This is a genomic window from Pseudomonas sp. LBUM1666 (assembly GCF_059695775.1).
This window is the reverse complement of the sequence record NZ_CP166789.1, coordinates 2,031,546-2,056,640: the sequence shown is the minus strand read 5'-3', so window position 1 is coordinate 2,056,640 and position 25,095 is coordinate 2,031,546. Positions and strand designations below refer to the sequence as shown.

The 25,095-nt window shown below is 59.5% G+C and carries 26 protein-coding genes; 15 read left to right on the top strand and 11 right to left on the bottom strand.

Annotated features, from left to right (window positions below; genetic code table 11):
• Positions 1 to 90: 90 nt before the first annotated feature.
• A complete protein-coding gene (gene trhP, locus ACA056_RS09265) occupies positions 91 to 1,416 on the top strand; it encodes a prephenate-dependent tRNA uridine(34) hydroxylase TrhP (protein WP_497272121.1) in 1,326 nt (441 codons plus the stop codon).
• Positions 1,417 to 1,618: 202 nt separating this feature from the next.
• Here the strand turns inward: trhP and ACA056_RS09260 are convergent, their stop codons facing one another.
• Positions 1,619 to 2,485 (bottom strand): LysR family transcriptional regulator, encoded by an 867-nt coding sequence (locus tag ACA056_RS09260; RefSeq protein ID WP_497272119.1) that lies wholly within the window; start codon positions 2,483 to 2,485, stop codon positions 1,619 to 1,621.
• A gap of 96 nt (positions 2,486 to 2,581) precedes the next feature.
• On the opposite strand from ACA056_RS09260, the gene ACA056_RS09255 reads away from it, so the two are divergent.
• Positions 2,582 to 3,493, top strand: a complete 912-nt coding sequence (locus ACA056_RS09255; protein ID WP_497272117.1) for a DMT family transporter — start codon at positions 2,582 to 2,584, stop codon at positions 3,491 to 3,493.
• A 57-nt stretch (positions 3,494 to 3,550) separates the two neighbouring features.
• Here the strand turns inward: ACA056_RS09255 and ACA056_RS09250 are convergent, their stop codons facing one another.
• Positions 3,551 to 4,264: a FadR/GntR family transcriptional regulator gene (locus tag ACA056_RS09250; RefSeq protein ID WP_497272115.1), complete on the bottom strand. Its 714-nt coding sequence runs from the start codon at positions 4,262 to 4,264 to the stop codon at positions 3,551 to 3,553.
• A gap of 282 nt (positions 4,265 to 4,546) precedes the next feature.
• On the opposite strand from ACA056_RS09250, the gene ACA056_RS09245 reads away from it, so the two are divergent.
• The 3 genes from ACA056_RS09245 to ampC all read left to right on the top strand — a co-directional run bounded on the left by ACA056_RS09245 (position 4,547) and on the right by ampC (position 8,535).
• Positions 4,547 to 5,893, top strand: a complete 1,347-nt coding sequence (locus ACA056_RS09245; protein ID WP_497272113.1) for an MFS transporter — start codon at positions 4,547 to 4,549, stop codon at positions 5,891 to 5,893.
• Between the two features lie 24 nt (positions 5,894 to 5,917).
• A complete protein-coding gene (gene gudD / locus ACA056_RS09240) occupies positions 5,918 to 7,261 on the top strand; it encodes a glucarate dehydratase (RefSeq protein ID WP_497272111.1) in 1,344 nt (447 codons plus the stop codon).
• Positions 7,262 to 7,377: 116 nt separating this feature from the next.
• A complete protein-coding gene (gene ampC, locus ACA056_RS09235) occupies positions 7,378 to 8,535 on the top strand; it encodes a class C beta-lactamase (protein ID WP_497272109.1) in 1,158 nt (385 codons plus the stop codon).
• Positions 8,536 to 8,613: 78 nt separating this feature from the next.
• Here the strand turns inward: ampC and ACA056_RS09230 are convergent, their stop codons facing one another.
• Entirely contained in the window at positions 8,614 to 8,982 is a 369-nt protein-coding gene (locus ACA056_RS09230) for a DUF6124 family protein (protein ID WP_497272107.1), read from the bottom strand.
• A gap of 305 nt (positions 8,983 to 9,287) precedes the next feature.
• Complete coding sequence (locus ACA056_RS09225) at positions 9,288 to 9,860, bottom strand: DUF4174 domain-containing protein (RefSeq protein ID WP_497272105.1); 573 nt, start codon at positions 9,858 to 9,860, stop codon at positions 9,288 to 9,290.
• A gap of 179 nt (positions 9,861 to 10,039) precedes the next feature.
• Here ACA056_RS09225 and ACA056_RS09220 point away from each other — a divergent pair, with 179 nt between their 5' ends.
• Positions 10,040 to 10,408: a VOC family protein gene (locus ACA056_RS09220; RefSeq protein ID WP_497272103.1), complete on the top strand. Its 369-nt coding sequence runs from the start codon at positions 10,040 to 10,042 to the stop codon at positions 10,406 to 10,408.
• A 42-nt stretch (positions 10,409 to 10,450) separates the two neighbouring features.
• On the opposite strand, the gene ACA056_RS09215 is transcribed toward ACA056_RS09220, so the two are convergent.
• Positions 10,451 to 11,236 carry a sulfite exporter TauE/SafE family protein gene (locus tag ACA056_RS09215; RefSeq protein ID WP_095128859.1) on the bottom strand — a complete coding sequence of 262 codons (786 nt, stop codon included), beginning with the start codon at positions 11,234 to 11,236 and terminating at the stop codon, positions 10,451 to 10,453.
• Between the two features lie 102 nt (positions 11,237 to 11,338).
• Positions 11,339 to 12,088: a hypothetical protein gene (locus tag ACA056_RS09210; protein ID WP_497272100.1), complete on the bottom strand. Its 750-nt coding sequence runs from the start codon at positions 12,086 to 12,088 to the stop codon at positions 11,339 to 11,341.
• Positions 12,089 to 12,292: 204 nt separating this feature from the next.
• Here ACA056_RS09210 and ACA056_RS09205 point away from each other — a divergent pair, with 204 nt between their 5' ends.
• Positions 12,293 to 13,114: an aldo/keto reductase gene (locus ACA056_RS09205; RefSeq protein WP_497272098.1), complete on the top strand. Its 822-nt coding sequence runs from the start codon at positions 12,293 to 12,295 to the stop codon at positions 13,112 to 13,114.
• A 29-nt stretch (positions 13,115 to 13,143) separates the two neighbouring features.
• Positions 13,144 to 13,614 carry a DUF1810 domain-containing protein gene (locus ACA056_RS09200; protein ID WP_497272096.1) on the top strand — a complete coding sequence of 157 codons (471 nt, stop codon included), beginning with the start codon at positions 13,144 to 13,146 and terminating at the stop codon, positions 13,612 to 13,614.
• Here ACA056_RS09200 and ACA056_RS09195 read toward each other — a convergent pair.
• On the bottom strand, positions 13,579 to 15,939 hold the full coding sequence (locus ACA056_RS09195; protein ID WP_497272094.1) for a DNA polymerase II: 2,361 nt from the start codon (positions 15,937 to 15,939) through the stop codon (positions 13,579 to 13,581). The two genes, ACA056_RS09200 and ACA056_RS09195, sit on opposite strands and share 36 nt — an antisense overlap.
• Positions 15,940 to 16,354: 415 nt before the next feature.
• Here ACA056_RS09195 and ACA056_RS09190 point away from each other — a divergent pair, with 415 nt between their 5' ends.
• Positions 16,355 to 16,795 carry a CBS domain-containing protein gene (locus ACA056_RS09190; RefSeq protein ID WP_111452421.1) on the top strand — a complete coding sequence of 147 codons (441 nt, stop codon included), beginning with the start codon at positions 16,355 to 16,357 and terminating at the stop codon, positions 16,793 to 16,795.
• Between the two features lies 1 nt (position 16,796).
• On the opposite strand, the gene ACA056_RS09185 is transcribed toward ACA056_RS09190, so the two are convergent.
• Positions 16,797 to 17,420, bottom strand: a complete 624-nt coding sequence (locus tag ACA056_RS09185; RefSeq protein WP_497272092.1) for a glutathione S-transferase — start codon at positions 17,418 to 17,420, stop codon at positions 16,797 to 16,799.
• A gap of 160 nt (positions 17,421 to 17,580) precedes the next feature.
• On the opposite strand from ACA056_RS09185, the gene ACA056_RS09180 reads away from it, so the two are divergent.
• From ACA056_RS09180 to ACA056_RS09170, 3 genes are all read left to right on the top strand, one after another.
• Positions 17,581 to 18,102: a DUF3455 domain-containing protein gene (locus ACA056_RS09180; protein ID WP_497272090.1), complete on the top strand. Its 522-nt coding sequence runs from the start codon at positions 17,581 to 17,583 to the stop codon at positions 18,100 to 18,102.
• 97 nt (positions 18,103 to 18,199) lie between these two features.
• Positions 18,200 to 18,721, top strand: coding sequence for a sigma-70 family RNA polymerase sigma factor (locus ACA056_RS09175; protein WP_497272088.1), 522 nt, complete (start codon positions 18,200 to 18,202; stop codon positions 18,719 to 18,721).
• Entirely contained in the window at positions 18,718 to 19,437 is a 720-nt protein-coding gene (locus ACA056_RS09170) for an anti-sigma factor (RefSeq protein WP_497272086.1), read from the top strand. The genes ACA056_RS09175 and ACA056_RS09170 overlap by 4 nt, the downstream gene beginning before the upstream one ends.
• Here the strand turns inward: ACA056_RS09170 and ACA056_RS09165 are convergent.
• Positions 19,430 to 19,564 carry a hypothetical protein gene (locus ACA056_RS09165; protein ID WP_497272084.1) on the bottom strand — a complete coding sequence of 45 codons (135 nt, stop codon included), beginning with the start codon at positions 19,562 to 19,564 and terminating at the stop codon, positions 19,430 to 19,432. The two genes, ACA056_RS09170 and ACA056_RS09165, sit on opposite strands and share 8 nt — an antisense overlap.
• A 225-nt stretch (positions 19,565 to 19,789) precedes the next feature.
• Between ACA056_RS09165 and ACA056_RS09160 the strand changes: the two genes are divergently transcribed.
• A complete protein-coding gene (locus ACA056_RS09160) occupies positions 19,790 to 20,230 on the top strand; it encodes a phage infection protein (protein WP_497272082.1) in 441 nt (146 codons plus the stop codon).
• A gap of 80 nt (positions 20,231 to 20,310) precedes the next feature.
• On the opposite strand, the gene ACA056_RS09155 is transcribed toward ACA056_RS09160, so the two are convergent.
• Positions 20,311 to 21,405 (bottom strand): DUF1615 domain-containing protein, encoded by a 1,095-nt coding sequence (locus tag ACA056_RS09155; protein ID WP_497272080.1) that lies wholly within the window; start codon positions 21,403 to 21,405, stop codon positions 20,311 to 20,313.
• 182 nt (positions 21,406 to 21,587) lie between these two features.
• Between ACA056_RS09155 and ACA056_RS09150 the strand changes: the two genes are divergently transcribed.
• The gene (locus ACA056_RS09150) at positions 21,588 to 23,123 is read left to right on the top strand and encodes an FAD-dependent oxidoreductase (RefSeq protein ID WP_497272078.1); all 1,536 of its coding nucleotides are present in this window, start codon (positions 21,588 to 21,590) and stop codon (positions 23,121 to 23,123) included.
• A gap of 138 nt (positions 23,124 to 23,261) precedes the next feature.
• Here the strand turns inward: ACA056_RS09150 and hemB are convergent, their stop codons facing one another.
• Entirely contained in the window at positions 23,262 to 24,236 is a 975-nt protein-coding gene (gene hemB, locus ACA056_RS09145; protein ID WP_497272076.1) for a porphobilinogen synthase, read from the bottom strand.
• Positions 24,237 to 24,424: 188 nt separating this feature from the next.
• Here hemB and ACA056_RS09140 point away from each other — a divergent pair, with 188 nt between their 5' ends.
• Positions 24,425 to 25,045 carry a LysE family translocator gene (locus ACA056_RS09140; protein ID WP_497272074.1) on the top strand — a complete coding sequence of 207 codons (621 nt, stop codon included), beginning with the start codon at positions 24,425 to 24,427 and terminating at the stop codon, positions 25,043 to 25,045.
• Positions 25,046 to 25,095: the final 50 nt, after the last annotated feature.

The following is a 25,095-nucleotide window of genomic DNA, read 5'->3' as shown; positions in this document are numbered from 1 at the left end:
CCATCCGTTTGTTCATCAAGCATAGATCCAGATCAATGAACCCTCGGGGCAAGCCGCTTACTCTTGGCGGCTTTTGTGACCGACTCTGCCATGACTCTCCTGCCTCCAGAACTGCTCGCCCCCGCCGGCACCCTGAAAAACATGCGATATGCCTTCGCCTACGGCGCCGATGCGGTGTACGCCGGTCAGCCGCGCTACAGCCTGCGGGTGCGTAACAACGAATTCGATCACGCCAATCTGGCCCTCGGCATTCACGAGGCCCAGGCTCAAGGCAAGCGCTTCTATGTGGTGGTGAACATCGCCCCGCACAACGCCAAGCTAAAAACCTTCCTCAAAGACCTGGCGCCGGTGATTGCCATGGCGCCGGACGCGCTGATCATGTCCGACCCGGGCTTGATCATGCTGGTCCGCCGGCATTATCCGCAGATGCCGATTCACCTTTCGGTACAGGCCAACACGGTGAACTGGGCCAGTGTCGCGTTCTGGCAGCAACAAGGCTTGAGCCGGATCATCCTGTCGCGGGAACTGTCCCTGGAAGAAATCGCCGAAATCCGCGAGCAAGTCCCGGCCATGGAGCTGGAGGTGTTCGTCCACGGCGCCTTGTGCATGGCCTATTCCGGTCGCTGCCTGTTGTCGGGTTACATGAACAAGCGCGACGCCAATCAGGGCAGCTGCACCAACGCCTGTCGTTGGAAATATTCAGCGCAAGAGGCCACGGAAAATCAGCTCGGCGAGATCGTTCAAACTTTCCAGCCCGAACCGACCCTGGGCATCGGCGCCCCGACCGATCAGGTGTTCCTGTTGCAGGAAGCCAATCGGCCCGACGAACTGATGCCGGCCTTCGAAGACGAACACGGCACTTACATCATGAACGCCAAGGACCTGCGCGCGGTGCAGCATGTCGAGCGCCTGACGCAAATGGGTGTGCACTCATTGAAAATCGAGGGTCGGACCAAATCCCACTTTTATTGCGCGCGGACCACTCAGGTTTACCGTCGGGCGATCGACGACGCGGTGGCCGGTCGTGAGTTCGACCGCAGCCTGATGACGGATCTGGAATCCCTCGCCCAGCGCGGCTACACCGAAGGCTTTCTGCGTCGGCATGTGCATGACGAATACCAGAACTATCAGCACGGCAGTTCGGTGTCGGAGCGGCAGCAGTTTGTCGGTGAGCTGACCGGCGAGCGGCGTGACCGGATGGCGGAAATCAAGGTGAAGAACCGATTTTGCCTGGGCGACCACATGGAACTGATGACGCCCAAGGGCAACTTCCAATTCGATTTGCATCAACTGCAAAACGTCAAAGGCGAGCCGATCGAGGTGGCGCCGGGGGATGGGCATACGGTGTATCTGCCGATACCGGATGCGGTGGATTTGAGGTTTGGGTTGTTGATGCGGGATGTGGGTGTGGCTTAGATCCACCCCTCACCCTAACCCTCTCCCCAGGGGGGCGAGGGGACTGACCGAGTTGTTCTTGGGGCGACATCGACCTGAAATTCCGAGTCGAACTCAGGTTTGAAAGGCTTGAAGATCGGCCCCCTTTCCCCCTCTCCCCGCTGGGGCGGTCCGACGTTTCGGGAGGGCTGGGGTGAGGGGTGGCTTTCAGACCCGACGCCTATTACGCCGTGAACTCCTCAAGCAACATCCCCACAAACGCCTCCCGCGCCGGGTGAACCCTGTCGTTTTCATGCCAGTAAAACAGGTTGTCGATCGCCGTCAGCTCGGGGAACTCATACCCCGCGCAACCCGCCCCTTTGGCGTACTGATCAAACACGCCTTTTGGCACCAGCGCGACACCCGCCCCGGCACTGACGCAGCCGACAATCGCCCCGTAACTGGCCAGGCTGACAATCGGCAACGCCTGCCCCTGCCGCAACAACCAATGCTCCAGCGCCGCCCGGTAGGGACAGCCCTGGGGCCACATGAACACGGTCTTGTCCTGCAAATCCGCGATGTCACGCACTGGCCCCAGGGACGTCGAGGCAATCAGCAGCAGCTCCTCGCGGTACATCGGTGTGCGCTTGAGGTGTGAGCGCTCGACGTCCACCGCGACGATCGCGCCGTCGAGCCGGTGATTGAGCGTGTCGTCGAGCAATTGGCTCCAGATGCCGGTGGTCAGCTCCAGCGCCACCGCCGGGAAACGCTTGTGGAATTTCGCCAGCAAACGCGGCAGTCGCCCGGTCGCCGACGATTCGATGGCGCCAATGCGTAACGGCCCGGATGGCTCGGCCGAAGGGTCCACCGCGCGTTTGGCTTCCGCCGTCAGGGCGAGAATTTTCGAGGCATAAGCCAGAAAAGTCTGCCCGGCCGGGCTGATTCGCAGCCCTCGGCCCTCGCGCAGAAACAGCGCGACACCCAGTTCCGCTTCCAGGGACTTGATCCGTGCCGTGATGTTCGACGGCACGCAATGCAACAACTCGGCCGCCCGGGCGATGCTGCCGACCTCGGCGACGGTCTTGAACATGCGTATCTGTGCCAGCTCCATACATCACCCAAAGTGAAGAGTTGACGCACTATAAGTCAGTTGTGGAGAAGAGTCAGGCTTCTGATACTGGGTGCATCCGCCTACAGGTGCCCGATCATGAAGCCACTCACGCCCTCCCCCGGTTCTCCCGTCAAAATCTTCCTGGCCATGGCATTTGTTGTCGGCTGCTGGGGTTACTCACCGACCGGCATTCACATTGGTTTGCAGGCCTATGAGCCTGGTCATCTGGCCTTGCTGCGGTTTCTATTAGCGTCGGCATTCATGGCGGTGGTCGCGGTGCTCCGGGGCATCAGCCTGCCGAACAGGCGTGACCTGCCGCTGCTGTTCGCGCTCGGTTTCTTTGCCGTGAGCCTGCACCATGTCGCGCTGAACTTCGGCCAGCAAAGTGTCAGTGCCGGAGCCTCCAGTGTGTTGGCGCAATCGACGCCGTTGTTCAGCACGCTGCTGGCGCGCTTCGTCTTCAAGGACCGGGTTAGCGCGTGGCGCTGGGGCTGCGTTTTTCTGGGGTTGATCGGCGTGGTGATTGTGGTGGCCGGTGATCATGGACTGGGGAGCATCGACGCCCATGGTTTGTTGATCCTGCTAGCGGCGGTGTCATGGAGTTTCTACTTTGCCTTGCAGAAGCATCACTCGCGGCGCTACGACGGACTGACGCTGGTGTGTTACACGGTTTGGTTCGGGACGCTGCTGCTGTTGGTTTATCTCCCGGGGCTGGTGAGCCAGGTCATTACCGCTCCAATTGAAGTGCAGCTTGCGGTCATCGGGTTGGGCATTTTTCCAAGTGCCCTTGCGTATCTCGCCTGGGCTTATGTGCTGGCTCATGTGGACCTGAGCCGCGCGACGATGACGCTGTATCTGATTCCACCGACCGCCATGGCGATTGCCTCTTTTGCGCTGGGCGAGCGGCCGACGTTGATGATCATTGGCGGAGCATTGGTGGTGCTGGTCAGCGTGTTGGCCTTGAATCTGGAGCGCAGGCAGGTCGTTGCTCAAGTAACCAGCGCTTGATCCAGACCGGCGCCAATGCGACTGACGCGGTAGAACTGCCGCCCACAAAATGTATGGTCAGCGATCGGCCGAAAACCGGTCGCGGCTGTTGGTCAGGTGCAGCCACATGGCCGCCCGCGCCGCGTCCGGATCCTGGCGTTTGATGGCGTTGAGAATCGCCTCGTGCTCAAGGTTGGCCAGGTGTCCGAGCTTGCTCAAGTCCACCGCGCCGCGCTCGGCGGCATTGACGCGGGTTCGCGGGATCATGGCGCTGCCCAGGTGCTGCATGATTTCGGTGAAGCACACGTTGCCGGTGGCTTCGGCGATCAGCAAGTGGAAGCGCTTGTCGGCTTCGACGCAGCTGTCGTTGTTGGCCAGCAGGCTTTGATAGTCGTCCAGCGCTTCGCGCATCTGCACCAATTGATGATCCGTGCGACGGGTTGCAGCGAGTGCGGCGGCCTGGGTTTCCAGGCCCATGCGCAACTCCAGAATGCTGCGCACCCCCAGCGCGGTATCGACGTTCAACCGCAGCCCCTGCTCCGGTGCTCGCTCAATAACAAAGGTGCCAATACCGTGCCGGGTCTCCACCAACCCGGACGCCTGCAATTTCGAGATCGCCTCGCGCACCACCGTGCGACTGACCCCGTGCTCCTGAACAATCGTGTTTTCGGACGGCAGCTTGTCCCCGGGCAGCATCTGACCGAGCAAGATGCTCTGGGTCAGTTTGGCGACCAGGTCATGGGCCAGGTTGTGGGTGCGCTTGCGGACAGGCGCGTCGAGGTCTTCTTGCATGGCGATCATCCGGAAGCAGGGCTACCGGAATCGTAGCACTGCGCTGGACGGGAGTCTCAGGAAAACGCAGAGCAACTTGTATGACAACACTCAACAATCATGACATCAGTGGCCACCATGAAGGCTCCTCGCAACCGTAAAAAGCATAACAAATCGCCTATCAAGCGCCATTTTGCTGGACGACGACGCTTGCAGGACAAAAACATGCAGTTGTATGATGTCTATCAACATCGCAGCACCTAGCCACACCCCGCATAAAAATAATCAGTGGGAGATAACGCAGTGAATACATCCATATCCGGGATGAACGATGGCGCCGATTCGGTCCTGAAATCCGCCATCTCGAAAGTGAAACGCCATGTACTGCCGCTGTTCGTGATCATGTTCATCGTCAACTACATTGACCGGGTGAACATCGGCTTCGTCCGTGCCCACATGGAGCACGACCTGGGCATTGGCGCTGCCGCCTACGGCCTCGGCGCCGGGCTGTTCTTCATCGGTTACGCGTTGTTCGAAGTCCCCTCCAACATCCTCCTGCAAAAAGTCGGCGCGCGAATCTGGCTGACCCGCATCATGCTGACCTGGGGCCTGGTCGCCGCTTGCATGGCCTTCATCCAGAACGAAACCCACTTCTACATCCTTCGATTCCTGCTGGGCGTGGCCGAAGCCGGGTTCTTCCCCGGAGTGATTTATTACTTCACCCGTTGGTTGCCTGGCGTTGAACGCGGCAAGGCGATTGCCATCTTCCTCAGCGGTTCGGCGATTGCTTCGCTGATCTCCGGCCCTTTGTCCGGGTTACTGCTGCAAATCAGCGGTTTCGGCATGCACGGCTGGCAATGGATGTACTTCATTGAAGGGATGTTCTCGGTCGGGCTGTGCGTGTTCGTCTGGTTCTGGCTGGACTCCAAACCCCACGACGCCAAATGGCTGAGCCGCGAAGAGCAAGACGCGCTGGTCAAGGCCATCGACGACGAACAACTGGCCCGCGAAGCCGCGACGCCGATCAAACCGTCGTTGGGCAAGCTGCTCAAGGATCGCCAGATCATCCTGTTCTGCCTGATCTATTTCTTCATCCAATTGACCATCTACGCCGCGACCTTCTGGCTGCCGAGAATCATTAAGAAGATGGGCGACCTCAGCGATATTCAAGTCGGGCTGTTCAACTCGATTCCGTGGTTGCTGTCGATCGTCGGCATGTACGCCTTCGCTTCGCTGTCGGCCAAATGGAAGCATCAACAAGCCTGGGTCGCCGCTGCCCTGCTGATCGCGGCGGCCGGGATGTTCATGTCCACCACCGGCGGGCCGATCTTCGCTTTCGTTGCGATCTGCTTTGCTGCATTGGGTTTCAAATCGGCGTCGTCGCTGTTCTGGCCGATTCCTCAGGCCTATCTGGATGCACGCATCGCGGCGGGTGTGATCGCGCTGATCAACTCGGTGGGCAACCTCGGCGGCTTCGTCGCGCCGACCACGTTCGGCCTGCTGGAAGAGCGCACCGGCTCGATTCAGGGCGGGCTGTACGGCCTTGCCGCGACCTCGATCATTGCCGCAATCATCGTCTTCGCCGCACGCAATAAACCGAAATCCGCAGCTGCCGTTGCACTGGCTAAACCAGCGTCCAACCACGCCTGAACATCTGTTTTGAAGGACATAACAATGAACGCACAAGAAACCGCCAAAGCCCCGATCATCACCAGCATGCAGGTTGTTCCGGTGGCCGGCCACGATGGCATGTTGCTCAACCTGAGTGGCGCCCACGGGCCGTTTTTCACCCGCAACATCGTGGTCCTGAAGGACAACGCCGGTCACACCGGCGTCGGTGAAGTACCGGGCGGCGAGCGCATTCGTCAGACCCTCGAAGACGCTCGCTCATTAGTGGTTGGCAGCCCGATCGGCACTTATCAGAAGATCCTCAATCAAGTGCGCCAGACCTTCGCCGATCGCGATGCCGGCGGTCGCGGGTTACAGACGTTCGATTTGCGCATCACCATCCACGCCGTCACCGGCCTGGAAGCCGCCCTGCTCGATCTGCTCGGTCAGCACCTGGACGTGCCGGTCGCGGCCTTGCTCGGTGAAGGCCAGCAGCGCGATGAAGTGAAGATGCTCGGTTATCTGTTTTATGTCGGTGATCGCAACGAAACCGATCTGGCCTACCGCAGCGAACCGGACGCCGACAATGACTGGTTCCGCGTGCGTCACGAAAAAGCCATGACCGCCGATGCCGTAGTGCGCCTGGCCGAAGCGGCCCACGCCCGATACGGTTTCAAAGACTTCAAGCTCAAGGGTGGCGTGCTCAGTGGCGATGAAGAAATCGAAGCCGTCACCGCGCTGGCCGAACGCTTCCCCGATGCGCGCATCACCCTCGATCCGAATGGCGCGTGGTCACTCAAGGAAGCCATTCGCCTGTGCCGGGATCAGCATCACGTCCTGGCTTACGCCGAAGACCCATGCGGCGCGGAAAACGGTTATTCGGGACGTGAAGTCATGGCTGAATTCCGTCGCGCCACGGGTCTGAAAACCGCCACCAACATGATCGCCACCGACTGGCGGGAAATGGGCCACGCGATCCAGTTGCAATCAGTGGACATTCCGCTGGCCGACCCGCACTTCTGGACGATGCAGGGTTCGGTCCGCGTGGCGCAGATGTGCCATGAATGGGGCCTGACCTGGGGTTCGCATTCCAACAACCACTTTGATATTTCCCTGGCGATGTTCACCCACGTCGCGGCCGCCGCGCCGGGTGAAATCACCGCCATCGACACCCACTGGATCTGGCAGGACGGTCAACGCCTGACCAAAGCGCCGCTGCAAATCGTCGGCGGCTGCGTGCAGGTGCCGAAGAAACCAGGGCTGGGCGTCGAGCTGGACATGGACCAGTTGGCCAAGGCCCATGAGCTGTACAAAGGCATGGGACTGGGCGCCCGGGATGACAGCGTGGCGATGCAGTTTCTGATTCCGGGATGGAAATTCGATAACAAGCGGCCGTGTCTGGTGCGCTGATTCAGCGGTCGCGCCTGGCCTGTTAACAATCAGCCCGGCCCGCCCATGGGCGGCCGGGTTTAAAAACCGCTCGGATCGTAGCGGTTAACCCCCTAAAATGGCGCGCAATCGAATCAATGACGGACCAAACCAACATGGATAGGCTGAAAACTCTCGCCGTTTGCATGGCGCTGCTCGCCACTGGCCAATGTGTCGCACAGGATCAAATCGAGACGGTGGTGAATGCCGCAATACGACCGGTCATGCAAGCCCAGGCCATTCCTGGAATCGCCGTGGCCGTGACCGTCAACGGAAAGCCGTATTACTTCAACTACGGGGTAGCATCGAAAGAGAGCGCACAACCCGTCACTGAAAACACCCTGTTCGAGATCGGTTCGGTGAGCAAAACCTTCACCGCCACCCTCGCCGCCTACGCTCAGGCCACCGGCAAACTGTCCCTGTCGGAGAAGGCCAGCAGCGTGCTGCCGGAACTGCGTGGCAGCGCGTTCGACAACATCAGCGTGCTGCAACTGGGCACCTACAGCGCCGGCGGGCTACCACTGCAATTTCCTAGCGATGCCGATGCACCGGACAAGATGTTCGGGTATTTCAAGCAGTGGAAACCGACCTATGCGGCGGGTACCCATCGGCAGTATTCGAACCCGAGCCTGGGGTTGTTCGGTTACCTCGCTGCCCAACGCATGGGCGCGCCGTTTGATGACGTGATGGAAAAAACCCTTCTGCCGAAACTCGGGCTGAAACACACCTACCTCACAGTGCCGCAGGCTCAAATGGGGCTTTACGCTCAGGGTTACAACAAGGATGACAAGCCTGTACGGGTTGGCCCGGGGGCACTGGATTCGGAGGCTTATGGCGTCAAAACCAGCGCTGCGGACCTGATTCGTTATGTTGAAGCGAACATGAAACCGTCGGGGCTTGAAACGCCGATGCAGCGGGCAGTCGCCATCACTCACACCGGGTATTACAAGGTCGGCGACATGACCCAAGGCCTGGGATGGGAGTTCTACAACTACCCGGTCACCCTCGATACGTTGCTTGCTGGCAATTCGACGCAGATGGTGATGGAGGCTCACGAAGTCCAGTGGCTGACCCCGCCGCAACCTCAACCAGAAAACATATTGATCAACAAAACCGGCTCAACAAGCGGCTTCGGTGCTTACGTGGCGTATGTGCCGTCGAAAGACATCGGCATCGTGATCCTGGCCAACAAAAACTACCCGAATCCTGAGCGGATCAAGATTGCTCATACGATATTGAGTGCTCTGAGCAAGTAATCTGGTACGCCTTACCTGGCGGTGACAAACAAAATGGGCGACCCCTTTGAGGTCGTCCATTGTCGTTACTGCGTCTGTTCAATGCAGAGTCGGCGGCTGAGCGTCAGGTGCATCGCTTCTCGGATCAAGATTTTCCCGTGCCTGATTCACCAACAACTCGGTGACCGCCGCCAATTGCTGAATCGACAGCAGCACTTTGCGGTTCGAGCCTTCCAGTTTCCCGGCAAAATTCGCAATCAGGACATTCAGGGAAGCAAGGTTTTCGCAGGCCTGATTTAGCAGGGTTAGTGTGTCGACACCAGGAGCAACAGTGAACATCTGCTGGGTCGTGGCACTACGCCTGGGACTTCGGGTGACTGCGCCTTTTGTGATTTCACACGGCTTCGCGGGATCGAGATGATCGGCGTCGGTCAGGGTTTGCGGTTGATGCTTGCTGAACTTTTTCACAGACGAGGCTCCTTTTTGTGCCATTGGTGTTTTTCGTCCCTGGATCCCTCAGTGTCGCGGACTCCCACGTCCGACCGCGATTTCGCGGTGGCTGACGAAGGCTAGCGGTGCGCTCCGACAGAAACCAGTTCATAAAAACCGACAGGACTTGCAGGAAACTTCCGAGACCAATAGAAGCCAGTACATCTCTCCCCGCAACACCCGTTTTTTTTAGCAGTTACCGAGCAAAAAAATGGGCGACCTCTTGAGGTCGCCCATTTTTCATTGTTGTAGCAGCTGGCGCCAGCTGCTACAAAAGTCTGCGTTTAATCATCCGGCATTTCAGGCGGCTTGGCGGGCTTCGCCGGTTTGCCTGGTTTTTCGCCCTTGGCGCCCTTTGCCCCTTTGACCGGTTCAGCCGCTTCAACAGGCGTCACGACCGTCGGCGCTGCGGCTTCTTTCTCGGTCGGTGGCAGTGCGTCGATCGTGTCGAAAATTTTCTTCAAGTCGACCGATTTTGATTCATCCCCCGAACTCTCAAACTTCTTCTCGCCGTCCTTGCCCACCAGGATGACTTTGGGCAACGCCCCCGCACCGAGTTTCAGCGAGCGGATCAGTGCCATGGTGTCCTGTTGGCCGAGATCCTTGCCGTCGAGCTGACCGAACATGTTCAGCACGGTATACACCCTGATATTGCGTTGGGCGACACCCTCCTTGTTGGCCGGATCGCCCAGCGACTTTTTCAGGCCAACCCACACCGGATCAACCGTGCTGGAAGCAATAACAATCAGTGGTCGCGCCCTGCCCTTGTCTATATCCAGCGGTGAGCCATCATCGGCAGCGAACAAGGGGCCGGCGAAAGCCAGCAGGGTAGTCAGGGTCAATGACCTGATGAGCATGCGCATCTCCTTTTGATATCCACGCTCTAATGATTGCGCATCGCGGCGTTCGTTCCGGGTGACGCACGCAATTATGTCTCGCCTTGCCCCAAGCTTAGGTCAGGGCAGTCATTGCGCAACAGGCTGAGCTAATCTCATAGCTCAACAACCAAGCCCTGATCCGCCGTGAGGACCTCTGCATGAGCGCTCAGTTGAACCACACCATCGTCTGGTGTCGCGACAAGCAGACATCAGCCAACTATCTGGCAGACATCCTCGGCCTGCCCTGCCCCGAACCCTTTGGCCCGATGCTGATCGTCAAGTTCGACAACGGTGTGTCGCTGGACTTCTACGACAATGACCCGCCGATTACCTCCCAGCACTACGCGTTTTTGATCGGTGACGACGATTTCGATGCGGCCTTCGCCCGCCTGCAAGCCCGACAGCAACCCTGGTGGGCCGACCCCGGCAAACAACGACCAAACGAGATCAACGATTACGGCGCTGGCAGGCGGGTTTATTTCGATGACCCGGACGGGCATCTGCTGGAGATTCTGACCCGGGCCTAAGGGCGCCTGCCAAGCTGGTTTGTTTCTGGAACCTCTACCCGATCAAAAGGCCAGTTTGTACCCGATCAGCACCAGCATCGTGGCCAGGCAAGGCCGCAGCACTTCATCGGAGATGCGGCCCGTCAGGTGGCTGCCCAGGTAAATCCCCGGCAGCGAACCGACCAGCAAGTAACCCAGCACGTGCCAATCCATGTTGCCCATGCTCGCATGGCCGAGGCCGGCAACCAGGGTCAGCGGTACGGCGTGCGCGATTTCCGTGCCCACCAGGCGGCGAGTAGGCAGCAGCGGATAGAGGATGAACAACGCGACGGTGCCCAAGGCGCCAGCACCGATGGAGGTCAGGGCAACCATGGTGCCGAGAACCAGGCCAGTGATCACGGTCAGTGCATTCAAGCGGTTGCCGCTGGGGTTGTAATGACCGCCCGCGCGTTTGTGGGCGAAATCGAGCAGGCGTTTCTTGAAGAAAATCGCCAGCGCCGTGGCAAACAGGACAAAGCCCAACGCCTGTTTAATGACCGCGTTCATCGCCTCAGGCGATGTTTGCAAGGTGCTCAGGAACCACAGCGTCAACGCCACCGCCGGCACACTGCCGAGGGTCAACCAACCGGTAATGGCCCAGTCGATGTTCTTGTTCTTTCGATGAACCAGCACGCCACTGGACTTGGTAATCGCCGCGTACAGCAAATCCGTCCCCACTGCGGTGGCCGGATTGACACCGAACCACAACAGAATGGGAGTCATCAACGAACCGCCACCGACCCCAGTCATCCCGACAATAAAGCCGACCACCAGACCTGCCACGACTAAACCGAAATTACCGAATTCCATTAACACGCCCACAAAAAACGCATGAAAAATCTGGTCCGCAGCATAGCGATTTTTCTTATAACAACTTATATCGATGCGATCTATCTTTATGCACTTCCTTGCTTATTGCACCGGCAAGAAATTCAAAAACAGCAAACTCTGCGCGTAATTCAAACCGATCCGACGGTAGCGCTCGTCCAGCATCTGCGTCAGCAGGTCCAGCCGCGCGACGATCTTGCCGAACTCCACGGCAAAACTCAGGTTGCTGCCCTCCTCCGAGATTTCATTGGAAAACAGCAAAGGCTCGCCGTTCTTGCTTTGCCGCTGGCTGAGTATCCAGGTGGCTTTCTCGATGTTGCGGGCAGCGTTGCTGACGAACGTCGGGTTGATCGCATCCGTCATGTAGAACTCGAGCCGATTGCCGTGGGCGGTGACGAGCATGCTGCCGATGGCATAGATGAAGGCACCGACCCGGTCGCCGAGAAATTCCGGGCTCATGGCATAACTGAGCGCTGCAAGGTCTTTTTTGCCCCCCTGGGTCGGCAGCGGTTGTTGCTGCTCGATGGCCATGCGCACTTGTTTGCCAGCGGTGCGGGCGTCGAGGAAACCGGATTTTTTCAGCTCGTCCGGGTTGCGCAGGTAAAGCTTACTCATCAGCAGGTAGAGGCTGTCGAGGTTGTCGCGCATCGCCAGGGTCGCCATGCGGTCGACGCTGGTCTGGAGGAATTCCTGGGGTTGGCCTTCGCGGAACTGGCTAACGATGTCGCTGCCCTGCTGCTGACTGCACCCGGAGGCGGCGAGCATCGACAAGCAGGCCAACAGCAGGCAACGGCGGCGGATTGACGGGGTGGTGAGGGGTAAAACTCGAGCCATGGGTTATTGAACTTGGGCATGGGCCGGCGGTGGGGATTCGCCGCAGGCTGGCCAAGGATAGAGCCGTGAATTCTGAAAAAGTGCAGTACCGACGGTCCGTAAGCGTTGGCAACCCGGGACACCTCCTTTCTGGTGCTCGACGGAACCACCGGGCTATTCTGCTGCCCACTGAAGTATCGATCGAAATTCAGAAAGGAGGTTTGAATGCGGACCCTCGAACTGGCCAGCGTCAACGTACCGGTCATCGGCCAAGGCACCTGGCGCATGGGAGAAGACCGTTCCCGGCACACCCAGGAAGTGGCGGCATTGCGCCTGGGCATCGAATTGGGCATGACCCTCATCGACACCGCTGAAATGTACGGCGAGGGCGGCGCTGAGGAAGTGGTCGGTGAAGCCATCGCCGGCAGACGTGACGAAGTGTTTCTGGTCAGCAAGGTTTACCCGCACAACGCCAGCCGCAAAGGCATCCCACAGGCGTGCGAACGCAGTCTGCGGAGGCTGAATACCGATTACATCGATCTCTACCTGCTGCACTGGCGCGGCCAGTACCCCCTCGAAGAAACGGTCGAAGCCTTCGAACGCCTGCGTGAAGAAGGCAAGATCGGTCGCTGGGGCGTCTCCAATTTTGATGTCGACGACCTGGAAGAACTGGCCTCACCGGCCTGTGCTACCAACCAGGTGCTCTACAACCTGGAAGAACGCGGCATCGAGTTTGATCTGTTGCCCTGGAGCCGTCAGCATCAAATGCCAGTCATGGCCTACTGTCCGATCGGTCAGGGTGGGCCTATGCTGAACCATACAATGCTCAAACAAATAGCCGCCCGTCACCGTGTGACACCGGCCCAGGTAGCGCTGGCATGGATGCTGCGTAAGGAAGGTGTGATCGCCATCCCCAAAGCGGTCCGACCCGAGCACCTGCAACTCAACGCGCAAGCGGCGCAATTGCAACTGGAGGCTGGGGATCTGGAGGCGCTGGACCAGGCGTTTCGCGCGCCACAACGCAAACAGCGGTTGGCCATGGTCTGAGCCATCGCAGTCTGTCAGAGGGCTTCGGCATGAGAAGCACTGATCAGGACGATTCCTTTAATCTGCAACGCTTTATCCAGGCACAGGACCCGGTGTTCAAACGGGTCCAGGCCGAGCTGAACGCCGGTCACAAGCGCAGTCACTGGATGTGGTTCATCTTTCCGCAACTCTCAGGATTAGGCGGCAGCGAGATGTCCCGCCACTTTGCCATTCGTTCCAAAGAGGAAGCCGCGGCGTACCTCAATCATCCGCTGCTGGGTTCACGGTTGCGCACCTGCACGCAATTGGTGCTGAACATCGAAAACAGCTCGATTGCCGGCATATTCGGCCATCCCGACGATCTCAAGTTTCACTCCTCCATGACGCTGTTCGCCCAGGTTGCCGGCACTAACAGCGACTTTCATCGAGCACTTGACCAGTATTTCCACGGCATCCTGGATGACTGGACGTTGTTGCTGCTCGACTCAAAACAGGCCCAACTGCCCACCAATCAAGGTTGAAAAGTCGTCGTCCACGAAGGGCAGAATGGCGTCCGCCACCGGTTGCAGTTGCCGGGTGACGTAGTGGTCGTAGTCGATGGGCGCGCTGCGGATTTCCAGCGGCTCGGGCCCGGCGACGGTGATCACGTAACTGATCCAGCCACCGTTCTGGTATTGCCGCGGACGGCCCTGCTGGTCGTTGTACTCATCGGCCATCCGCGCGGCCCGCACGTGAGGCGGCACGTTGCGCTGATAGTCATCGAGGGTGCGGCGCAGGCGCTTGCGATAGATCAGGCGATCGTCGAACTCCCCCGCCAACGTCTTGCGCACGTAGTCGCGCACATAATCCTGATAGGGTTTGCGATTGAAAATGCGCAGGTACAGCTCCTGCTGGAATTGCCGGGCCAGCGGCGACCAGTCGGTGCGCACGGTTTCCAGGCCTTTGTAGACCATTTCGTCGGTGCCATCGGCGCGGGTCACAAGCCCGGCATAGCGCTTCTTGCTGCCCTCCTCGGCGCCGCGAATGGTCGGCATCAGAAAGCGCTTGTAGTGGGTTTCGAACTGCAACTCCAGGGCACTTTCCAGACCGTATTCCTGCTGCACATGCTCGCGCCACCACTGGTTGACGTGATCCACCAGCGCGTGGCCGATCTGTGCTGCTTCTTGTTGACCATGGGCACGGCGCAGCCAGACGAAGGTCGAGTCGGTGTCGCCGTAAATCACCGTGTGGCCCTGGGCTTCGATCAGTTGTCGGGTGCGCAGCATGATCTCGTGGCCGCGCAGGGTGATGGACGATGCCAGGCGTGTATCGAAGAAACGGCAACCGCTGGAACCGAGCACGCCGTAAAAGGCGTTCATGATGATTTTCAGGGCCTGGGACAGCGGCGCATTGTGTTCGCGCTTGGCGGTTTCGCGACCTTCGGCGACTCGGGCGACGATGGCGGGCAGGCAATGCCGGATTCTGGAAAAACGCGCGCCGCGAAAGCCTGGGACCGACTCGCAGTCATCGGGATGTTTAAGCCCCTCGATCAAGCCCACCGGATCGATGAGAAAGGTACGGATGATCGACGGATAGAGGCTTTTGTAGTCGAGCACCAACACCGACTCGTACAGGCCCGGTTGCGAGTCCATGACAAAACCGCCGGGGCTGGCCTGCGCAGGCTTGTTCCCAAGGTTCGGTGCGACGAAACCCTGGCGGTGCATCAGCGGCATGTAAAGGTGCGTGAACGCCGCCACCGAGCCGCCGCTGCGATCCGCCGGCAAACCGGTGACGCTGGCCCGTTCCAGCAGAAAGGTCAGCAGCTCGGTCTTGGCGAAAATCCGCGTCACCAGCTCGCAGTCCTTGAGGTTGTACGTGGCCAGGGCCGGTTTGTCCTCGGCGAACATGCGGTTGATTTCGTCCATGCGCTGGTACGGATTGTCGATCGACTTGCCCTCGCCAAGCAGGGTTTGCGCGACGTTTTCCAGGCTGAACGAGGGGAAACTCCAGGTCGCCGAGCGCAGGGATTCGATGCCGTCGATGATCAGCCGGCCGGCGGCCGAGGCGAAGTAATGGTTGCGGCTACCGTGTTCGCGCCACTGCATTTCTTCGCCGCCACGCCCCAGTTTCAGCGGCACCGCCAGGCGCCGGGCGTGTTCGTGGAGCACGCGCAGGTCGAATTGCACGACGTTCCAGCCGATGATCGCGTCGGGGTCATGGCGGGCGAACCATTCGTTGAGTTTTTTCAGCAATAGGGTTCGGGAATCGCAGTATTCGAGCTGGAAATCCACCTCGCTGTCGTCGCCATTGGGCGGGCCGAGCATGTAGACCTGGCGCTCGCCACAGCCTTCCAGCGCGATGGAGTACAGCTCGCCCTGAGCGGTGGTTTCGATGTCCAGGGAGACCAGCCTGAGGCTCGGGCGATAGTCGGGGTCGGGTTTCATCTGCGCATCGAGTAGCAGGCCCTCGGCATTCGGCGTGCCACTGAACCAGACCGGCGCGGTGATGAAACGCTCCATCATGTAGCGTTCCGGGGGGCGCACGTCGGCTTCGAACATGTCAATACCGGCCTTGCGCAGCGCGGTTTCCAGGCGTATCAACTGACCGTGCTGCTGGCAATACAGACCGAGCACCGGGCGGTGCTCGAAATCCAGCAATGCCAAGGGTTTTAGCTCGACGTTTTTCTCGCCTTGCAGCACACGCTCGGCCTGCTCGCGCTGAACGGCGGGGATGAACGCCACCGACGGTTGATGAGGCAGGCGGATCCGCTGGGGACCGGTATCGGTCGCCAGCCAGAACTCGACTTCCGTACCGGCCGGGGTATCGCGCCAATGCCGGGTCAGGACGAAGCCCCGCTGTAAATCCACCACTGCAACCTCACATTTGATTCAGGTCGCAATTCTACGCGTCATTGCGGGGGATAGCGTGGAGGCTTATGGATTTGGCAGCCTTTAGAACCACCCCTCACCCTAACCCTCTCCCCACGGGGTAGAGGGGACTGACCGAGGTGTTCTTAGAGCTACATAGACCTGAATTACCGAGTTGAACTCAAGGTGAAGATCGGCTCCCTTTCCCCCTCTCCCCTGTGGGGAGAGGGCTGGGGTGAGGGGTGGCTCTTGAAGTCGCTGCCAGATTGCAGGTGTTTATCGACCTGCTACGGAGATATTCGAAAGAAAAACCGCTGAATGGCGTTTTTTGCGCGTTATCTGCCGTTTTCTGCCTTGCCCTCAGCGCCCGTGTCTACGATTCTTCAAGGACAACGACAACACCTGAGAAACTGCCATGAAAACCGTCGCCCAACTGCTGAAGTTAAAGGCTGAACAGAACCATGAGGTCCACACCATTGCGCCGCATCAAATGGTGCTGGAAGCGCTGATGGTCATGGCCGCCAAAAACGTCGGCGCCTTGCCGGTCTTGAGGAATGGCGAGGTCGTCGGCATCATCAGCGAGCGTGACTATGCGCGTAAACTCGTGCTCAAGGGCCGCTCCTCCGTCGGTACGCCGGTCGAAGACATCATGGTGTCGCCGGTGATCACCGTGGACACCCATCAAACCGTCGAAACCTGCATGGGCATCATGTCCGACAAACGCCTGCGCCACTTGCCGGTGGTGGAAAACGGCACATTGATCGGCTTGCTGTCGATCGGCGATCTGGTCAAGGAGGCCATCGCCGAACAGGCTGAGCTGATTCGCCAGTTGGAGCAGTACATCCGCGGCGAATAGATCAGTCCGGCCAATGCCGCGCGAAGACCGGTGCCAATGTCGGGTGCCGGTCGATGCGCGTCAGCCAAGCGAAAAACCCGGGCCTTGCACTGCGTAAATGCTCCCGGCTGCCCGCCCATCTGGAAACCACCGCCGCCAGCACATCCAGCGCCCCCGGCGTCTCATCACCCAGATACAAATCGCCCGAAAACTGATCGGCAAACACCTCCCAACTCCTGTGCAGTCGCGCGCGGGCGCCGGCCATGAGGTTTTGCCTGGACGATTCATCCGCCTCGGCCAACCAGCGTTCGGGGTAATCGATGATGCCAATCGCCGAATAGCAATTGCTGACGATGTACACCAGGCCGCGAATGGCCTGATCCCGCGCGGCGGTGTTTTTCGGCAGCAGGTTTGATTTGGGGAACGTGAGTCCCAGGTGAATCAGAATCGCCGCGCTCTCGGTGAGAATGCTGTCGTCGGGCAGTTGCAATGTTGGAATCTGCTTGAGCGGGTTGAGTTTCTCCAGGGCCTTGGCTGCTTCCGGAGATGATTCAACGTCGATGAAGCGATAAGGGATTTCGCAGAGCTCGAGTGCGGCTTCAATCGCGGCTGCGCCGGAGTTCTGGTGTCCGTAGAGCTGGTACATAAGCACCCCCCTTTTACGATTGTCTCTTTGTAGCAGCTGACTCTGACCATGCTGGAAAATTTCTTTTTATGCCACTGCATCCAAATCGCTTTCCGATGGGTAGTACCTGTAGCAGCCCCTGAGGCTGCCGAGCAGATTACTCATTTACGGAGAGCTAATTATGAACGCCAAACAGCTGATTTGCCTTGCCGGTTTGTTCGTCGCTGGCCCTATGGTTTACGCCCAGACGGGTCTGCCCGACAGCATCAAGGTCCCGGACGGGCACAAGGTCGCCTTGGAAACCACCGGGGTCGGTGAGATTACTTACGAATGCCGTGACAAGGTCAATGCCGCCGGCCAGACAGAATGGTTCTTTGTCGGGCCCAAAGCGGTACTCAATGATCGCAGCGGCAACCAGGTCGGCACCTATTTCGGGCCACCTGCCACCTGGCAAGCGAAGGATGGCTCGAAAGTCACCGGCACCCAGTTGGCTGTCGCACCTTCGAGCCCGGGCAACCTGCCCTATCAATTGGTCAAGGCCAATCCGGCTGAAGGCAAAGGCGCGATGACGGGCGTCAGCTACATACAGCGCGTAGCCCTCAAAGGTGGCGTGGCCCCGAGCGTTGAATGCTCGGCGGCCAATAAGGGCAAGCAAGAAGTGGTGAAGTACCAGGCGGATTATATTTTCTGGGCGGCCAACTGAAACCAGTCCTGCGGGAATTGGTCTACGCTGCTCCGCACATGCCCCGGTCCTATGGCCCGGGGCTGCTGCCCATTATTGACGGCTGAGATCAGTGTCCTTGCCCGAAACTCTTTTCGATTACGAAGCCCACATCGCAGCCTGCGCCCGCGGTGAACGTCAGGCCCTGCGTGATTTGTATGTGCAGGAGAGTCCGCGCCTGCTGGGCGTTGCCAAACGCCTGGTGCGTGACACTGCCCTGGCGGAAGACATCGTCCACGATGCCTTCATCAAGATATGGAATGGCGCCGCACAGTTCGACCCGGCGCGAGGCTCGGCGCGGGGCTGGATGTTCAGTTTGACGCGGCATCTGGCACTGAACTTCATCCGTGACAACAGCCGCGAGATTCAAGGCGATTTCGATGAGGTGGAGGACACCGCAACACTCGATGCTGAGGCTCATTCGGGGCGCATTCATCACTGCCTGGAACAACTGGACCCTGCAAGGCGCGTCTGTATCCTGCATGCATACGTCGACGGGTACTCTCAAGCTGAAATCTCACACAAACTCGGCACCCCGCTGGGCACCGTCAAAGCCTGGATAAAGCGGAGCCTGACGGCATTGCGGGAGTGCATGGGATGATCAGCAAACCGACGAATGAAACTCCGGAAGAACTCGACGAACTGGCCAGCGAATATGTGTTGGGCACACTGTCGGCAGAACTTCGCACCCAGGTCCAGCAGCGCCTGTGTGACGAACCTGAGTTACGGGCAGCCGTGGACGCCTGGGAGCGTCGCCTGCTCGGCCTGGCCGATCTGGCCGGACCTCACCCGCCGTCACCACACCTTTGGCAGCGCATCGAGCGCAGCGTGAACAGCGTGAGTCGGCAATCTTCGCTAATCGCGGCTCAGTCTTTATCCTGGTGGAATCTGTTGCCTCTCTGGCGCGGGCTCGCCGCTGCGGGACTGGTCGCCACGTTGCTGCTCGGTGCGTTGATGCTGACGCAAACCACCGTCAAGCCTACCTATCTGGTGGTGTTGGTCGGTCCACAAGACAAAGCGCCCGGCTGGGTGATTCAGGCCAGCAATCCGAGGGAAATCCAGCTGATCCCGCTGGGTATCTTTGAGGTTCCGGCCGACAAGGCACTCGAGTTCTGGACCAAGGCCGATGGCTGGCAAGGGCCGGTGTCACTGGGGTTGGTCAAACCGGGACAGACACTGTCCATCCCGCTCGACAAACTGCCGCCACTGCAACCTAACCAGCTGTTTGAACTGACCCTGGAAAATCCCAATGGCTCGCCGATCGGCAAGCCAACCGGGCCGATTCAATTCATCGGTCGGGCGGTGAAAGTCATCTGACCGCAATCAGCCGAACGCCGCGATCAACTCCATCGTCGTGACAATCGAGTGGGCATTCCCCGCCCCACGTCCCTGCCGCAAACACTTGCGCACCGCTGGCGCCTTGTTGGTAGGAACTGGCATTCATGATCGACTCCTCAAAGGCAAAGGCACCCGCCAGCTATCCAGAGTAGAAGCGTCGCTCGCCCCTACCGCGGCCACCCGACGACTGAAGCATCACGCCTACGCGGGGGGTATCGTTCGTCCTATCATTGCCGTCGATGTTCACCATCACCTCAATGAAGTTCTCATAAAAAATCCGCGGCGTAACATCGGCTCCATACCCAACAACTACACCCCGGAGCACACCATCATGAAACGCCAAACTATCCTCAGCATCGCTTTCTCGGTTTTTGCAGTTAACGCTTTCGCCGCTACCTCTGCTCACCCGGTTGTCGCTGAAGGCGGCTCGGATCGTCTGATTGAAAGTCGTGTGGCCGAAGGTGGTTCCGACCGTCTGATCGAAAACCGCGTCGCTGAAGGTGGCTCGGATCGTCTGATCGAAAACCGCGTTGCCGAAGGTGGCTCGGATCGCCTGATCGAAAACCGCGTCGCTGAAGGTGGTTCGGATCGCCTGATCGAAAACCGCGTCGCTGAAGGTGGTTCGGATCGTCTGATCGAAAACCGCGTTGCCGAAGGTGGCTCGGATCGCCTGATCGAAAACCGCGTTGCCGAAGGTGGCTCGGATCGCCTGATCGAAAACCGCGTTGCCGAAGGTGGCTCGGATCGCCTGATCGAAAACCGCGCTGCATAAATGAATGGTTTTACCGAGGTACTCAATGAAAAACCCGGCCTTATCAGCCGGGTTTTTTTACGCCTGTTTTTTGCGCTCGGTCACTTGCCGGCCCGCGCCATGCAGCGCTGATAACGCTCATCGACCCGCTTGGCAAACCACGCCGTCGTGAGTTTGCGGGTGATTTTCGGGCTTTGCAGCACGATCCCTGGCAACACCGCACGCGGTAATGGCCGACCTTCAGCCTTTTCGGCCAGGGCGAAAACCCGCGTATAGAGCTGGGTGTCTTCGAACTCGAAGTTTTTGCCCTCCTCCAATTGGTCCCGAATGGACGGATTGCGCATGCCCAGTTGCTTGCCGAGGGTGCGCACCGCCAATTCCGTGGTGCCCGGCATGATCGAATCGTAGCGGACCAGGTCACCATCCAGCGCCAGCGGTATGCCCGACGCGCGACTCGCCGCGTTCTGAAACGCGGCATTGCGACTGGCGTACCAACCGGCATTGAAATCGGCGAAGCGATACAACGGTTGTTTGTAGCTCACCGGATAACCGAGCAAGTGGGCGATACCGAAGTACAGGCCGCCGCGACGACTGAACACTTCATGACGGATCGAGCCATTCACCGGGTACGGATATGCCTTCGCCTGTTGCTCGGCGAAATCGATGCTGACCTGCATCGGCCCACCGGTGTGCACCGGGTTGAAGCCACCGAACAGCGTCCGGCCCATGGGCACCATGCCGATGAAGTCATCGAAAATCGCACTGAGCTCTTTTTCGCTGCGCGCCGCATTGAGTCGGTCGCTGTAGCTTTTGCCGTTGGATGAGCTCACCTGCAGCGCACCGCTCACCAGCAGGCCGGGAATGTGGACTTTGTCGGCACGGCGGTCGATCTCCTCGCGGGCGATTTTGCCCAGGCCCGGTACCGGTGGGTCCACCTGAAAAGTCGACTCCTGCTCGGTGACCGCCAGTACCGAACACAGGTTTTGGGTGGATGGATAAATGTTCTGGGCAGCAAATGCTGCGTAAATGTCCGTGGCCCAGCCTTGGCGATCGGTGGTTTTGGCCGGCAGCAGGCGCACGATCTCGGCCTTGACCTCGGCAGGCTTGCGCGCAGGAAGTTCCTGCGTTCGCTGAGTGCCGCAACCCGCCAGCACCAGCAGCGCGGCGACGCTCATCATCAATCGATTGGCTTGCATGTTGCTCCATCAAATCCGTTGAGCCGGGTTAACCATACGATCAATGGCATGGCGCAGGCTATGACTCTCGCCGCCCCCCACTGTTCCCCATAGCAGCGCGGGGCCTTTTTCCGTTTGGCAGACAACCTGCCCGTCCATCTCGGCTGAACCATACTTGAGCCACACACCGAGGAGGACAGCTCATGAACCGTAGCGACGTACTGATCATCGGCGCCGGCCCGACCGGGCTGGTGTTGGCGCTGTGGCTGAGCAAACTTGGCGTGCAAGTGCGCATCATCGACAAGACGTCGGCACCCGGAACCACTTCGCGGGCGCTGGCTGTCCAGGCGCGGACGCTGGAGCTGTATCGCCAGCTCGACCTCAGCGATGCGGTGGTGCAGAACGGTCATCGAGTGGCCGCGGCGAACTTCTGGGTCAAGGGCGAACCCGTGGCGCGCTTGCCGCTGAGCCGCATCGGCGAAGGTCTGACGCCTTACGCGTTCCTCGAAATTTATCCTCAGGACGAACACGAACGGCTGCTGATAGACCGCCTCGAAGCCTTTGGCATCAAGGTGGAGCGCAACACGGCGCTGGAAAGTTTCATGGAAACCGGTGACGGCATCACCGCCTATCTGCGTTTGGCCGATGGTCAGGAGGAAACCTGCCAGGCTTGCTATCTGGCAGGTTGTGACGGTGCGCGGTCGATCGTGCGCAAGACTCTGGACACCGGATTTCCCGGCGGCACTTACCAGCAGATCTTCTACGTCGCCGACGTGCAGGCCAGCGGGCCGACGTTCAACGGCGAACTGCACGTGGATCTTGATGAAGCGGATTTTCTCGCGGTGTTTCCCTTGGCCGGTGAAGGCCGCGCCCGTCTGATCGGGACCGTACGCGACGAGCGCGCGGACCAGGTCGACACCCTGCAATTTGAAGACGTCAGCAGCCGGGCCATCAAGCATATGAAAGTAAAGATCGAGCAACTGAACTGGTTCTCGACCTACCGCGTGCATCATCGTGTGGCGGATCATTTTCGCACCGGGCGCGCGTTTCTATTGGGTGACGCCGCCCACGTCCACAGCCCCGCCGGTGGACAGGGCATGAACACCGGCATTGGCGATGCCATCAACCTCGCCTGGAAACTCGCGGCAGTGTTGAGCGGCGGCGCTGAGGCCAAACTCCTCGACAGCTATGAAACCGAGCGCATCGCGTTTGCCCGTAAACTGGTCGCCACCACCGATCGGGTGTTCAGTTTTGTCACGGCCGAAGGGCGCATGGCCGATTTGCTGCGCACGCGTCTGGCGCCGTTCGTGATTCCGAAAATGGCATCGTTTGAGGCGTCTCGCGAGTTCCTGTTTCGCACGGTGTCGCAGATCACCCTGAATTATCGCGGGATGCCGTTGAGTACGGGCGTTGCCGGTCATGTTCACGGTGGCGACCGCCTGCCTTGGGCTCACGATGGTGAGGGGGACAATTTCGAATCGCTGAAGTGTCCGACCTGGCAGGTGCATGTGTATGGCGACACCAGTGACGAAATGATCGCCTGGTGCCACGAACATCATTTGCCATTGCACGTATTTTACTGGCGGCCGGCGTTTGAAGCGGCTGGCCTGGGGCGTAACGGGTTTTACCTGTTGCGGCCGGATACGTATGTGGCAATTGCCGACAATTCTGCCGACCCCAAGGTGATCGAGCGGTACTTCCAGGATCACGGGATCAGGCCCTACTTTGGAGGATCCTGAGACCACCACAAATCAAATGTGGGAGCGAGCTTGCTCGCGATAGCGGACTGTCAGGCATATCAACTTTGAATGTGCCGCCGCTATCGTCGGAACGCCGCCCGGACCAAGCTCGCTCCCACAGTGGTTTTGTGGTGTTTTTTAGATCCCGGCCAACGCCAGGTCCATCGCAAAGTAGGTAAAGATCAGATCCGCCCCGGCCCGCTTGATCGCGCCAAGACTCTCACGCACCACGCGATCCTCATCGATCGCCCCGGCCTGGGCGGCGAATTTGATCATCGCGTACTCGCCGCTCACCTGATACGCCGACAGCGGCAAACGCGAGGCTTCACGGATGTCGCGGATGATGTCCAGGTATGCGCCGGCCGGTTTGACCATTAGCGCGTCGGCGCCTTCCTGCTCGTCCATCAGTGATTCGCGCACGGCTTCGCGGCGGTTCATCGGGTTCATCTGATAGCTTTTGCGGTCGCCCTTGAGTGCGCTGCCGCCGGCTTCACGGAACGGACCGTAGAGCGCCGAGGCAAACTTGGTCGAATAGGCCATGATCGCGGTCTGGCTGAAACCTGCTTCATCGAGCGCCCGGCGAATGGCCTGAACCTGCCCGTCCATGGCCGCCGACGGGGCGATCACATCGGCGCCGGCACGGGCCGCGGCCACCGCTTGTTTGCCGAGGTTGAGCAGGGTCTGGTCGTTGTCGACTTCATGGTTGTGCAGCACGCCACAATGGCCGTGGTCGGTGTACTCACAGAAGCAGGTGTCGGACATCACGATCATGTCCGGCACGGCGTCCTTGGCGATGCGCGACATGCGCGACACCAGACCGTTGTCGCTCCAGGTGTCGCTGCCGTTGCCGTCCAAATGGTGCGACACGCCGAACGTCATCACCGACTTGATCCCGGCCCGGGCATAACGCTCGATCTCACCCGCCAGTTTCGACTCTGGAATACGCATCACGCCGGGCATGCTTTTGATCGGTACGAAGTCGTCGATCTCTTCCTCGACGAAAATCGGCAGCACCAGATCGTTCAAGCTGAACTCGGTTTCCTGGAACAGGCTGCGCAGGCTCGCATTGCGGCGCAGACGGCGTGGACGTGCTTCGGGGAACTGACTGGACATGAGGATTTCCTGAAAAACGGAGGACGAGACGAAAGTCGAAGGGGCCAAAGCTTATGCCCTGACCGGTCAGGCGCACAAACATCGATTGTGGAAGACTTTATTACGGACCCGGCAATAATCTGCCTTTGTTGCGTAGGCTAAAGACAACGCTCAGGATTGAGCAAAACCAACACAGGGAGTGACGCAGCATGTTTGATATCCAAAACTACGGCAGCTTCATTGCCGCGATTCTGATCTTCCAGTTAATGCCAGGGCCAGGCACCTTCGCCATTCTCAACGCCACCGCCCGCAATGGCCTGGGCGCCGGGTTCGGCGCCGTGGGTGGCACGTTGCTGGGGGATGCGACGTACATGATTGCGGCGGCCATCGGTCTGGCGGCCGTGATGCAAGCCAATCCCTTGCTGTTCCAGATGCTGCAGTGGTTCGGCGCCGCGTACTTGTGCTGGATCGGCGTGCAATTGCTGCGCGCGCCAGCGACTCGGGACGCGACGGGGCTGGAGCCGAAATGTTCGCCCCGGGTCTACTTTCGCACGGCCCTGGCGGTGAGCCTGACCAACCCCAAGGTCATTCTGTTTTTTTTGGCGTTTTTCCCGCTGTTCATTCTCCCTGATGCCTCCAGCCTGACCCTGGTCGCGATGATGCTGCATGTTTCGTTCATCAGCGCGCTGTACCAGGGTTTACTGGTGCTGCTGGGCAATGCTGCGGCCCGTCGTTTGAAAGCCATCCCCATGGCGCGAAAAATCGCGGCCCGCGTCGCCGGTATGGCGCTGGTCGGGTTCGGGATCAAACTGGCGGCGAGTAACCGTTAGTTAGCCGCGACGCTCAGCGCTACAGACTCAGGGTTGCGCTGATGCAGGTC